The following is a 13,211-nucleotide window of genomic DNA, read 5'->3' on the forward strand; positions in this document are numbered from 1 at the left end:
TTGTATACTTGAAAAATAAAAAATTTCGATTGGTTGCAACATTTTCATTTGCTCAGTTGTATATGAAGTGAAAGGAGGTCGTTTCTTTGTGCACTAAAGACCAAATCCAACGTGCTATGGATGAGCATGGGAATATGGTGTTGCGCCTCGCGTATACGTATATGAAAAACCAACATGATGCAGAAGACGTATTTCAAGATGTGTTTATTAAACTGTACGAACATATGGATCGGATACAAAGTGAAGAGCATATGAAGGCGTGGCTTATTCGCGTTACTGCAAATGTATGTAGAAACAAATTAAAATGGTTTGCGTATCGAAAAGTCGGTGTATATGAAGAATGTTTGCATTCTTCTGATGTTGATGTCAACGATTACTTCGAAGTCATGTCAGCAGTCACATCGCTTCCGACAAAATATCGAGAAGTCGTCCATTTATTTTACTATGAAGGATATCAGACGAAGGAAATTGCCGAGTTGTTGAAAAAGCGGGAAAGTACGGTTCGTTCGCTGTTGGCGCGTGCGAGAGAAATGTTAAAAAACAAACTGAAAGGGGAGTATGATTTTGCGTGAGCGATATAAAAAAGAGATGGAACATATTGTCGTGACGGAAGAATTGAAAAATAAAGTCATTGAACGGATTGAAGAAAGGGAAAAAGAACAGAAGCGAAAGTCGCTTCGACCAGGTTATGTTAGTTTAGTCGCAGCAAGTGTATTATTGACTATTAGCTTGTACCCAACGCAACCTGCTAAAGAAAAAACGACAGAAGAAGCGGAAATGATGATGGAACATGGGCAAAGAGAAGATATGATGACGACAGAAGCGACCGATTCGTATATAACTATTCATGATGTCACATATGATTCAAAAAAACAAAAGCTCCAGTTCTCTGTGACGAATAAAAGCGATGGTGTCATTTCATTCGGATATGCATATACAATTGAGCGATACGATGACAAAAAACAGATATGGTTACCGACAACGTTAACGAACGATCTCGCATTTATTGAAATGCTTGCATTAATTGATAAGGGACAAACGGTGAAGGATGGGATTGATTTTTCGTTGTTAAATCAACCGTTAACAAATGGGAAATATCGTACAGTACGCACGTATTATACGGATACGGCTCATTTAACTGGATATATTGAATTTGATGTTGTCGATCAAAAACTAACAAACTTCCAATCGTATATTGAGGCGAAACCATTTGAAACGAGCGAAAATCAAGATGTAAAACTGACATGCGAGAGGGACCAACGTTTTTCTGTTTATAGCAGCTATAATCGCCTTGTTTCAACGCGGACGGGACGCCAAGGGTTGCACATATATCCGATGTATGAAGGGGAAGAACGAGTGAATTTCTCGATGGAAGCGGATGTCGGCACGTTGTTCGTTGATAAAATGACTGATGATGCGTTAGCGATATATGAGGCCGAGCGACCTGTATCTTCTGATGAACAAATGATTGCCGAATCGATGCCACCCGATAGTGGTCAAATTGAAGCTGTTCAAGGATATGAAGGTCCAAAAGTGTTGTTTTTGAATGGGGAACGAGTTAACGTTGAGCCATCGGTCGTTTATTGGGAGCCGGATGAAACGAACGAGAAAGAGGAAGTGAAAGTGAAGGTGACTGTGACACACGCACATACAAACGAATGGATGGGGACATTTTATGTCGTTATCGTTCGAAAGGGGGAAGAATATACGTTAGGACATATCGAATAAACGAGGGGAGGTTCCCTCGTTTATTTTGCTAAAATGAAACGAATGCTAGAAATGGCTGCCTCATGTTCAAGAGAGCGATGCGAAAGAAGAGTTAAAAGTTTTTCATGGGTGTCGATTTTACTTTCTAGCTTTTTGACGATTTCATTTGTCTCAAGTACGGCTTGTTGGACAAGCATGAAGTCTGGCTTTGTTGCCATATGATCTTTGACTTTCTCAAGTTCTGCTTTGATTTCTGCAAGCTCTTGCTTCGTGGCCATGTTGGCTTTGATTTCTTCAAGTTCCTGCTTCGTTGTCATGTTAGCTTCCATTTTGTCAAGCTTGTCCAAAATTTGTCGCAACGTATGCTCCATGAGGGAACCTCCTTTCGTTTAGAAGTGTAGAAAGGGAAACAGGTGACAGGCATGTACGGTGCTAGGAAGAGGTGTTTAGGATGTGTGGTGATGCGGATAAAGACTGTTTCCTGTATTTTATTATACACAATTGGTTCAAAGGGTGGAATATGCTCTTTGTTGTGATTTTGTTGCTAGATGGTGTATTGTATAAAAAGACAAGATGGTGGGGGGACTGACGTTGACAGCATTATGGAAAGAGGCAAAACAATTTATCACTTTATGTTATACAGAGTTAGGAAAAAACGATGATGAAATACATGAGCGGTTGCAACAAGTGAAACGAGAAATTGAACAAACCGGAACGTATGAACATACATATGAAGAGCTTGAACACGGGGCGCGTATGGCATGGCGCAACAGCAATCGTTGTATCGGGCGTCTGTTTTGGCAAACGCTTCATGTGTTTGATGCACGTGCGATAGAGAGAGAAGAAGATATTGTCGAGCGGCTATTCCATCATATTGATTTCGCGACAAACGAAGGGAAAATTCGTCCGACTATTACTATTTTTCGTCCTGAACGTGTGCGGATTTGGAATCATCAGTTAATTCGCTATGCAGGTTACGAGACAGAGCATGGGGTCATCGGTGATTCATCGTCGATTTCATTCACGAAAGCGTGTGAAAAGCTGGGATGGAGAGGGGATCGAACGCATTTTGACGTTTTACCTCTCGTCATCCAAGTAGATGGCCGCGAACCGAAGTTGTTTCCGATTCCAAAAGATATCGTGCTTGAAGTACCGATTGAGCATCCGACGTTTTCGTGGTTTCGTGATCTACAGTTGAAGTGGTATGCAGTACCAATTATTTCAGATATGTGTTTAGAAATTGGCGGCATACGCTATACAGCCGCGCCATTTAACGGTTGGTATATGGGAACGGAAATTGGTGCGCGCAATTTTGCGGATGATTACCGATACAATATGCTTCCGAAAATTGCTTCGTGCATGGGTCTTGATACATCGAGAAATAGCACATTATGGAGAGATCAAGCGCTTGTTGAGCTAAATATTGCCGTTTTATATTCATATAAAAAAGCAGGGGTGAGTATAGTCGATCACCATACGGCAGCCCAGCAGTTTAAGCGCTTTGAACAGCAAGAACAAGAAGCAGGAAGAAAAGTAACGGGCAGTTGGACGTGGCTTATTCCACCACTATCCCCAGCGACGACGCACATTTTTCACCAATATTATGATAATACAATTGTAAAGCCGAATTATTTTTACCAAGAACGTCCTTATGAAAAGCACCGCCATTAATGCGGTGTTTTTTTTGTATGAATATATTCCTAATTTTCAGAATAATATTTACTATATTCTTATTTTTTTGATATAGTTATAGAAAGAAGAAAAAGGGGGAAGTGTGTGTGGATTTCATTGAGCAACTCAAAATGGAAGAAATGAGGAAGAAAAACTTTTTCCTGTTTCTTATTTATACGCTTAGTGCGTTAACAGGCGTGATTGGACTCATTTTGATTGGGGAGAAAGTGGAGAAGATTTCTATTTATGGGGGAAGTCTTTTACTCAATGTGCTCGTTTATATCGTGTTAAAAAAGATAAAGAAGCATGAGCACATATATCCGTACTTTATTATTTTTATATTATTTTCTGCGACATTAGGCAGTTTGTTTACGACGGGGGGGAGTTTAGGGACAATCGCTTTGGCTTTTTGTTTAGCTGTATTGTCGGTGTTACATTTGTATCGCATGTTGTTTATGACAGGGATATTGCTTGGAACAGTTGTTTTAGTTGTCAGTGCACTTACTCCTTCTCCGTTTCAGCAAGTGTTTCAAAAAACTGGGCATACGGTGTTTATCGTTTATGTGATGATTGGTATCGCGCTCTCTGTGCTGCTACATCTAAGCCGTAAGCAGTTTCTTCAACTTGTCGAACATGTTGGACAGACGCATGAAGAAAAAGAAAAGCAAAGTGCAAGAAGATATGAACTTGAACAACAATTAAGACATATTATTGAAAATGTTGAACATATTCATCAAAAAGTGATCCAAAGTGTGCAGGCGCAAGAAGAAATGAAAGAAGCGATTCGTCAAGCTGCGGTGGCAGGTCAAGCGCAGAGTGAGCAAGTCATCGATATTCACGATGAAGTAGCAGAGGCGAAAACGATGAGTGAGCGAATTTACGAGACTTCCAAACAATTAAAGGAACATTCAGCACAATCAAGTGAAATGGCTCAGGCAGGTATACAAAAAATGCATCTTTTACTAACACATACGGCAAAGTTTCATGAGGCGATTCATGCGACGAGGGCGACATTAAATTCGTTAACGAGTAAAATTGCAAACACAAATGAGTTAACGAAACAAATTAAACAAATTACAAATCAAACGAATTTATTAGCATTAAATGCAACGATTGAAGCGGCGCGAGCAGGAGAATACGGGAAAGGATTCGCGGTCGTTGCAGAAGAAATTCGAAAGTTGGCTGTATTAACGGAAGAAACGACACAACAAATCGTTTGTAATTTGGCAGAAGTAAACGAAAGTAACAATGAACTGTTAGAGCGGATGGATGAAACGAGTGAACAATTAACGAAAAATGAATCATTGACGGATGAAGTGAATGTATATTTTGAACGATTGTATCAGTCGTTAACTTATTTGCAAGAACAACTTTCTCACTTTTTTATTATTAGCGAGAAGCTAGAGAAACAAGGAGAAAAAATGGATCGTTCCATTAGCGATTTTTCTGTTTTCATTCAACAATCGAGTGCAGCGCTTGAAGAAGTAAGTGCAACAGTAGAACACTTAAAAGACGCGAATGAAAAAATGGCGGCATATGTAACAGAAACGGCCCATCGTGCTGCAATGATTCAACAACAAATAGTATAAAAGGGAAAGGCACCCCGAATTTCACATGAAATATTTTGGGGTGCTTTTCCTTTTGTTACATTACATTTACGCTAGTCGTTCTCTTGTTTCCAGAAAATCGTTCCACATTGTAATGAATAAGTCGATCAATTTCGGATCGAATTGTTTTCCGCGACCATCGAGTAAAATCTCTTTTACTTTCTCCGGAGGAAAAGCGTCCTTGTAAATGCGTTTGGACAATAATGCATCGAACACATCAACAATGGCGACGATTCGTCCTTCTAGCGGAATTTCTTCTCCTTTTAATCCGTTTGGATATCCTTGTCCATTCCACCATTCATGATGGGTTTGTGCAATGTTTGCGGCCATTTGAATGACAGGTAAATCGAGATTGGCTAAAATTTGATGGCCAATGAGCACGTGCGTCTTCATCGATTCCCATTCTTCTTTTGTTAATTTTCCTGGTTTGTTTAGGATGTAATCAGGAATACCAACTTTTCCGATGTCATGAAATTTCGCTGCAATTTGAATATCAGCCACAAATTGTTCGTCACATCCAGCAAGACGAGCAAGCATGCTGGAAAGAACACCGATGCGATGCACATGATTTTTCGTATCATCATCGCGATATTCAGCTAGTTGAAGTAGCCGTTCAAGCGTATCAAACATCACTTTTGCTTCTTTTGTGACATCTTGAATGACAAGAAGGGCACGAGATAGCTCGAAAATTTTATTTTGCGGCAAAAGCCGAACTTTATAATAATGTGGTCCGCTTTCATTTTCAAATGTGGCAAGCATTGGTTCCGACTTTTCTTCTAGCGCTGGACAGCCCGAACAAGGGACGGTACGTTGATGAAATAACTCGTAACAGCGACGTCCAATTGGATGCTCTCCCTCTATCCCGATGTGATGCAACAACCGTTTCGTTTTCTCATCAATCCACGTAATACGTCCAAAATCAATTGTGCTAATTTCGTAGGCATAAATATCAAGAAAATCGAAATCGCGTAAAAATAAGTATGGTCGAATAATTTCTTGCATAATTGAAAGTGTAAATTTCGTAAATCGTTCGAACGAGTGAATATATTGAACGACATGTGGGTCATGCAAATATTCTTTTGTTAAAAATACTTTTTTTATCGCTTCACAAATGGATTCTGTTGTAATATGGAAAAAACTTTCATGATATTTTTGATCGATAATTAATCGACTCCAGTCGCGAATGATGCGAAAGTATGCTTCAGTGTCATAGTAAATTTTTTCTTGAAAAAATTGCAACAAAAAGTTTTTAACATAATAAAAAAACTTCTCACGCTCAAAAAAGCTGTATGAATACTCTTCCCATAGCCGTTGTGAAAACGATTGGCGAAATGCTTCCATAATCGCATCGACGCGAAACGAAATATAGCCGCTAAATTGATCAAGATGTTGCAAATCTTGTTCTGTAAATCCATTCACTTGTTGTAATTTGTGCAACTCATAGCGAAGTGGATGAGCCGCTTTTTCAATTTCAGCCATTTCATATGCTTCAAGGGTAAGCTGCATGTCAAATGAAAATAGTGCATGAATAGCTAATAAAATGTTGATTGCTTCATTCGGCAAAACGGGAGAGATATGTTTATAAATAATTTCAACATATTTCGTATACGTAGCTAAATACCATTTCAAATCAAGTCCGATTTCGGAGTGCACTTTGCCGATATTGTACCGCTTTTGAATATACTCATCATCAATGATCCCTGCAAAACATTCATTTAAATATGTGATTTGTGTTTTTTTCAATCGTCTTAATGTCGAATGTTCTTCAATCAATTTGCGTAAAGAAGGAATAGATAATATCTCTTTATATAAATCTTCCACAATTCCTTTGACTAACGGTTGTAATACATTGCGATGATTGTAAATGGATTGTAGCTTTTCTTCTGTTACCCCTGTATAACGTAGCTGATGAAGTCGCTTTTTGTCTGTTACTTGTATATGTTTCATCCCCCAGATTCTCCCCTTTGTTATATGTGAGTAGCTTGAACTTGTTTCACAACTTTTTCAAACGGCACAGGCGGGCTAAAGAAATAGCCTTGCACTTTGTCGCAATGAGTGGATTGTAAAAACGAAACGTGTTGATCTGTTTCTACCCCTTCAGCGACAATGTGTAGCTGCAACTGATGAGCAAGTGCAATAATGGCTTCGGTTAATTTTGCAGTATGTTCGTTTGTGATGACTTCGAAAATAAATGACTTGTCAATTTTTAATGTATCGACAGAAATATGGCGCAAATAACCGATTGATGAATAGCCGCTACCGAAATCGTCAATTGCGATGCGAATCCCCATTTGTTTTAGTGCACGAATCGTTTCGATGACTTGCTTTTCATCGCTTAACGCAATGTTTTCTGTAATTTCTAATTCAACATGGTTTGGTTGTAAACTCGTTTTCTCTAATAATTGTTGTACAAAACAAAGAAACTGCTCGTTTTTTAATTGACGAAGCGATAAGTTAATGCTCACATATACGTGAGTCAAGCCTTGTTCATGTAGTCGTTTTAAGTCAAAAACAGCTGTTTGGAAAATATATTCTCCGAGCGGAATAATAAAACCATCCTCTTCGGCGATGCTAATAAATTCATTTGGTGGAACGAAGCCGAGTTCTTCATCGTTCCAGCGGGCAAGCGCTTCCATTCCAACAAGTTGATTTTTCTTCATGTCGATAATTGGTTGATAATATACAGAAATGGCGTGTTGCTCTAAAGCGACGTGTAATCGTTGGCGAATGAGTGATTTGCGGATGCGCTCTTGTTCAAACGTTGGATCGTACATCGCCCATTGATTTTTCCCTTTTTTCTTTGCTTCATACATCGCCATATCCGCATGTTGAATTAATGTCATTTCATCTTCCCCATCTGTTGGGTATACGCTCACTCCGAGACTTGTTGTAATAAATAATTCTTTTTGACGAATAAAAAAAGGTTCGCCAAGTATATCAATCATCTGTTGTGCCACTTGTTCAAATGATGGAACATCAGCAACAATGACCGCAAATTCATCGCCCCCAAGGCGAGCGACAAAATGATCGTGCAAATGACTTAATCGTTTCGCCACCAATTGCAACAAAAGATCACCAGCTGCATGGCCAAGTGAGTCATTAATATTTTTAAAGTTATCTAAATCAAGGAAAAAAAGCGCCACAGTTTCGTTTTTTTGTTTCGCTATTTCGAGTCGCTCACGAAGTGTATCAATAAAATAGCGTCGGTTTGGTAAATTTGTTAGTTCATCGAATAAAGCTTGTTTTCTCAGTTGTTCTCTACTTTTAGCGAGCGCTTGCTCGGCGCGCTCTCTCGCTTGAAACGGTTCTTTAAACGATGCTAAATATAAACCGCGTAAAAAATAAGAAAAGCCGATCACTTTATATACGTGTCCGAATACATTTAACACATCATAAACGTGACGATATAACGTAAAAATAAGCTCGCTTAAAAATAAAAAGACGAAACCGGTGATGACATCAAGCGTTGGTGCTAGTCGTTTTTCTTTATAGCGTCGAATGAGTAAAATAATCGTGATCATGTGTAATGCGGTGATGACGTACTCTACTCCGTTTTTTAGAGGGGTTGTTCCTAGCCCTTCAACGACAAGTGGTGGCAAGGAGTCCGCAAAATGAACGATACTTATCGATAAAAGCCCTACATATAGTAAAGGAACGAAGAAACCGAGCAACTTCTCTTTTTCTTGAATCGGTCCGTCAGGAAGCAAAAAAGCGAGCAATAAAAATACTGCTTGTGTGAGCCGAGCAGCTAGCCAAAAAGAAGTCGCAAGCTGAACGGAACTATCGGCAAACACAATGCCCGGCATTTCCTTATATGAAAGCGTGTGCAATAAATCGAGGCAACCGACGGCTAAAAAAGTTGTCGCAATGCGCAATCGACGGCGCGATAACGCTTGCGGAAACGAAATCCATCCTTGAAACGCAATAGCCATCGCAACTGTAATGCTGAAAAACTCAAGCAATGTATGAATTGATAAAAAGTGATTTTGTTTAAATGTCATCGTTAGCGCTGAACTAAACAGCAAAATAGCAATAAAACATATCGTTGCAAGGACGCTCACAACCATCGTCCACTTTTCTTTTTTTGTCATCGGTGTTATGTCCCTCCATCATCCCCATGTTACATACATTATATATCGGAAAAATGGGAGGGAAAATGAAAAAATCATGAAAAAAAGCAGGGAATGTTCCCTGCCTCATGTGTCGAGAGCAAGTACTTCGCGTCGAAAAGACGTTCGGCATGAAGTACTTGCCTTCGCTTTATAAACGTTTTGCTCCAACAAAACGTTGTTTCCAATAAGATTGGTGAATGGAGTCTACTTTAACTCCTTTCGACGATGTCGCGTGAATCATACGGCCATTGCCGATATAAATTGCAACGTGGGAGATCCCTTTATGTTTCGATGTTTTGAAAAATAGTAAGTCTCCCAGTGCTAATTGGTTGAGGGAGACAGGCTTTCCGAACTCATACATCGCTCCTGAAGAACGAGGAAGGGAAACGCCTACTTTTTTGTATGTATAACTAACAAAACCAGAGCAATCAAATCCTTTTGGTGTCGTTCCTCCTGCAAGATACGGTGTACCAATCACTTTATGCGCTTCAGCAACGAGCGTATTTGCTGAAAACGCAGCTTCTGTTTTGAAAGGGTTTGCAAAATACGTGAAACATAGCAACATAAAGAGAGCGGTAGTGGCTAGAGCTTTTTTCATTGCGTGAACCTCCAAAGACTTGTTCCATCGACGAGTTCATTATAGCAAAAAAGATGTCGAAAAATTGTTACATAGCCATTAAATTATGTTACAAATACATTACAGCGGTCGGTTTTTGTAAAAATAAAGAGAGAATTTAACATATATGTCGGAACAGAAAAGTTGAATGTAGACGGGCTTCGCGATAAGATAGGGGAGAAATATATTGAAAAAGGGGAGCTCAAATGCTTGATTGGATCATCTCATCAGAAGCGATTGTCGCTTTGTTAAAAATTATTGCGATTGACATTATTTTATCTGGAGACAATGCGATTGTCATTGCGATGGCTACACGTCGCTTGCCGGAAAAGCAACGCAATCGTGCTATTTTATTCGGGACTGCTGGAGCGGTCATTTTGCGCATATTGTTTGCTGCAATCATCGTCTTTTTATTGCAAATTCCATTTGTTCATTTTGTGGGAGGATTATTGCTCCTTTGGATTGCATATAAAGTGCTTGTGAACGAGGAAGAAGAAGCGAATGTGCAAGCGGCCGACCGCTTATGGAAAGCGATTTGGACCATTATTGTAGCCGATGCTGTCATGAGCTTAGATAATGTTGTGGCCATTGCCGGAGCATCGGGGGGGCATATTGGTATGATCGCCTTCGGTGTCGCAATCAGCATTCCGATTATGATTTTCGGGTCGAAGGCGATTGTGTTGGCGATGGAGAAATATAAATGGATTCCGTATGTTGGCTCAGGTATTTTAGCGTGGACGGCGGGGGAGATGTTATTAAAGGATGAACAAATAAAAAAATGGATAGCTTTTTCTCAAGATTCGCAATCGCTCGTATTCCTTATTGTTGTGACAGCTTCTATTTTACTAGCGGGATATGTAAAGAATAAAAAAATGGATAAACGAAAAATCGCATAAAAATTTTATTAACAAATGTATAAAATAAAAAAGAACGGTCATAATGAATAATGCTAAGTGTATTCCCCCGATCCCCCTGTGAATATACTTGAAAGGGCTATCTCGCGATCGAGATAGCCCGGTTTTTTTAAATAAATAAGTTTAAGCCTGCTTCTTCCGCATCACCTAAATATGTTGCGACACCTCCAACTTCGATTCCATCAATTAATTCCTCTTTTTTAATGCCCATGATGTCCATTGACATCGAGCAAGCGACAAGTTTGACGCCTGCAGCCATCGCGTTTTTCATCAACGTTTCGACATCGTCTACATGTTTCTTTTCCATGACGTATTCAATCATTTTTGGTCCGATGCCTGCCATGTTCATTTTTGATAATGGAAGATCATGAACACCTTTTGGCATCATCATGCCGAACATTTTTTCAAGCATATCTTTTTGAACGGGAGGTGCGTCTTTTTTTCGTAAAATATTTAGCCCCCAGAAAGTAAAGAACATCGTTACTTTTTTGCCCATTGCCGCGGCACCCGATGCGATAATAAACGATGCGATCGCTTTGTCTAAATCTCCGCTAAACACAACGAGCGTTGCCCCGTCTTTTTTCGTTTCTTTTATAGATGGGTTCGGTGCTGTTGTTCCTTTTTGGATATAGGCGATAAACATTTTATTTTCGAACGTCGTCTTTAGCAATGTGTTTCCTGTTTTTTTACACCATGCTTGAATGTCGCGAGCGAATCCAGGATCCGTTGCTTTTACCTCTAATACATCTCCCTCTTTTAGCTGTTCCATCGTTTGATATACTTTCATAATCGGTCCAGGGCATTGGAGTCCACATGCATCTAATGTTGTTGTCGCTTGAACATTCATGATATCGACACGCTCCACTTGTTTTTCTTCTTTCTCTGTTTGCTGTCGTTCATATTCGTTGTAAACAGCGGCATATGTTTTATATCCGCCATCTAAGTTTTTGACGCGGAGGCCATGTTGGGCTAATATGCGTGCTGCTAAATAACCGCGTAATCCCACTTGGCAATAAACGTAGATCGTTTCATCTTTCGGTAGCTCGTGAAGTCGTTTGCGTAATTGTCCGAGCGGAATGTTGATTGAGCCTGGAATAAATCCCATGTCGCGTTCCATTTCTTCACGAACGTCAACGAGGCATGCCCCGTTTTTCACTAATTGATTGACTTCATGCCATTGAATTGTTTCGACCATGTTTTCAATGATATTTGATGCAACATACCCTGCCATATTGACTGGGTCTTTAGCCGATGAATATGGTGGTGCGTAAGCTAATTCTAAGTCTGGTAAGTCGAATACTGTCATTCCACCTTTGATTGCCGTTGCAATCACATCAATTCGCTTATCGACACCGTCGTAACCGACCGCTTGGGCCCCAAACATGCGACCTGTTCCGCGATCAAACAATAATTTTAGAGCGATTGGAAACGCTCCTGGATAATAGCTAGCATGTGAATTTGGATGGATGTGCAATACTTCATATGCGATACCGAGACGTTGTAGCGTTTTTTCGTTGTTTCCTGTTGCTGCAACGGTCATATCAAATACCTTTGCAATCGCTGTGCCAAGCGTTCCGTTGTAACGTACGTTCCGGCCATAAATATGGTCGGCAACAATTCGACCTTGACGATTTGCTGGCCATGCGAGTGGAATGTGAGTCGGCTTACCGTTAATATAGTCAATCACCTCAATCGCATCACCAATCGCATAGATGGATGGGTCAGATGTTTGTAAATATTCATTGACTTGAATGCCACCACGTTCGCCAATAGCTAGCCCCGCTTGTTTGGCTAACTCGTTTTCTGGCTTTACGCCAATAGCTAAGACGATCATGTCCGCTTCAAGCGTTGTTCCGCTTTGTAGGCGAACGACTTTTCCTTGTTGTTCAAATGCAGCGACACCATCTTCTAAAATGAGACGAACACCTTTATCTCTTATATGTTGATGAAGAATAGCTGCCATTTCGTAGTCGACAGGCGCCATAATTTGCTTCGCCATTTCAACGAGCGTCACGTCTATACCGCGCTCCCATAAGTTTTCAACCATTTCCACCCCGATAAAGCCACCGCCGATGACGACAGCTTTTTTCGGTTTTTTTTCATCGACATATGCTTTGATTTGGTCGGTATCTGGAATGTTGCGCAATGTAAATACGTTGCTTGCCTCTTCAATGCCAGGAATATTTGGCTTGATCGGGCTTGCCCCCGGTGATAAAACGAGATAGTCGTAGCTTTCTTCGTACGTTTCTCCAGTTGGTAAATGTTTCACAGTTACCGTTTTCCGTTCACGGTCAATTGCGATCACTTCGCTTTGAATGCGAATGTCGAGGTTAAATTTTTCCGACATCCCTTCAACGGTTTGGACGAGCAAAGCGTCGCGTTCGGCGATGGCACCACCGATATAATATGGAAGACCACAGTTTGCAAATGAAATATATTCTCCACGTTCAAACATCACGATCTCTGCTTGTTCATCTAAACGGCGTAGACGGGCCGCTGTTGTTGCGCCACCAGCTACCCCACCAACAATGACAATTTTTTTGCTCATTATTGATCAACCTCCTTACATTGTGAATTGTATCAC

10 protein-coding genes are annotated in these 13,211 nt (G+C 40.2%); 5 read left to right on the forward strand and 5 right to left on the reverse strand.

Going from position 1 to position 13,211, the window contains the following annotated elements; translation table 11 throughout:
- The first annotated feature begins 86 nt into the window (after window positions 1-86).
- Window positions 87-572 carry a sigma-70 family RNA polymerase sigma factor gene (locus ACPF7I_RS01660; protein ID WP_430745211.1) on the forward strand — a complete coding sequence of 162 codons (486 nt, stop codon included), beginning with the start codon at window positions 87-89 and terminating at the stop codon, window positions 570-572.
- Window positions 559-1,728, forward strand: a complete 1,170-nt coding sequence (locus ACPF7I_RS01665) for an immunoglobulin-like domain-containing protein (RefSeq protein WP_430745210.1) — start codon at window positions 559-561, stop codon at window positions 1,726-1,728. The genes ACPF7I_RS01660 and ACPF7I_RS01665 overlap by 14 nt, the downstream gene beginning before the upstream one ends.
- 20 nt (window positions 1,729-1,748) lie before the next feature.
- Here the strand turns inward: ACPF7I_RS01665 and ACPF7I_RS01670 are convergent, their stop codons facing one another.
- Window positions 1,749-2,078: a hypothetical protein gene (locus ACPF7I_RS01670; protein WP_430745208.1), complete on the reverse strand. Its 330-nt coding sequence runs from the start codon at window positions 2,076-2,078 to the stop codon at window positions 1,749-1,751.
- A gap of 220 nt (window positions 2,079-2,298) precedes the next feature.
- Between ACPF7I_RS01670 and ACPF7I_RS01675 the strand changes: the two genes are divergently transcribed.
- Both ACPF7I_RS01675 and ACPF7I_RS01680 read left to right on the forward strand, forming a co-directional pair.
- On the forward strand, window positions 2,299-3,378 hold the full coding sequence (locus ACPF7I_RS01675; protein ID WP_430745207.1) for a nitric oxide synthase oxygenase: 1,080 nt from the start codon (window positions 2,299-2,301) through the stop codon (window positions 3,376-3,378).
- Between the two features lie 107 nt (window positions 3,379-3,485).
- Window positions 3,486-4,967 (forward strand): methyl-accepting chemotaxis protein, encoded by a 1,482-nt coding sequence (locus tag ACPF7I_RS01680; RefSeq protein ID WP_430745205.1) that lies wholly within the window; start codon window positions 3,486-3,488, stop codon window positions 4,965-4,967.
- A 66-nt stretch (window positions 4,968-5,033) separates the two neighbouring features.
- On the opposite strand, the gene ACPF7I_RS01685 is transcribed toward ACPF7I_RS01680, so the two are convergent.
- The 3 genes from ACPF7I_RS01685 to ACPF7I_RS01695 all read right to left on the reverse strand — a co-directional run bounded on the left by ACPF7I_RS01685 (window position 5,034) and on the right by ACPF7I_RS01695 (window position 9,695).
- Entirely contained in the window at window positions 5,034-6,932 is a 1,899-nt protein-coding gene (locus ACPF7I_RS01685) for a protoglobin domain-containing protein (RefSeq protein ID WP_430745204.1), read from the reverse strand.
- A 20-nt stretch (window positions 6,933-6,952) separates the two neighbouring features.
- Complete coding sequence (locus ACPF7I_RS01690; protein WP_430745202.1) at window positions 6,953-9,076, reverse strand: putative bifunctional diguanylate cyclase/phosphodiesterase; 2,124 nt, start codon at window positions 9,074-9,076, stop codon at window positions 6,953-6,955.
- Window positions 9,077-9,245: 169 nt separating this feature from the next.
- The gene (locus ACPF7I_RS01695; RefSeq protein ID WP_430745200.1) at window positions 9,246-9,695 is read right to left on the reverse strand and encodes a C40 family peptidase; all 450 of its coding nucleotides are present in this window, start codon (window positions 9,693-9,695) and stop codon (window positions 9,246-9,248) included.
- Between the two features lie 224 nt (window positions 9,696-9,919).
- Between ACPF7I_RS01695 and ACPF7I_RS01700 the strand changes: the two genes are divergently transcribed.
- Entirely contained in the window at window positions 9,920-10,609 is a 690-nt protein-coding gene (locus tag ACPF7I_RS01700) for a TerC family protein (RefSeq protein WP_430745199.1), read from the forward strand.
- A gap of 127 nt (window positions 10,610-10,736) precedes the next feature.
- Here ACPF7I_RS01700 and cdr read toward each other — a convergent pair whose 3' ends face one another.
- Entirely contained in the window at window positions 10,737-13,175 is a 2,439-nt protein-coding gene (cdr, locus tag ACPF7I_RS01705; RefSeq protein WP_430745197.1) for a CoA-disulfide reductase, read from the reverse strand.
- Window positions 13,176-13,211 lie beyond the last annotated feature (36 nt).

The sequence above is a fragment of the Anoxybacillus dikiliensis genome, from assembly GCF_050613275.1.
Taxonomy (GTDB): Bacteria; Bacillota; Bacilli; order Bacillales; family Anoxybacillaceae; genus Anoxybacillus.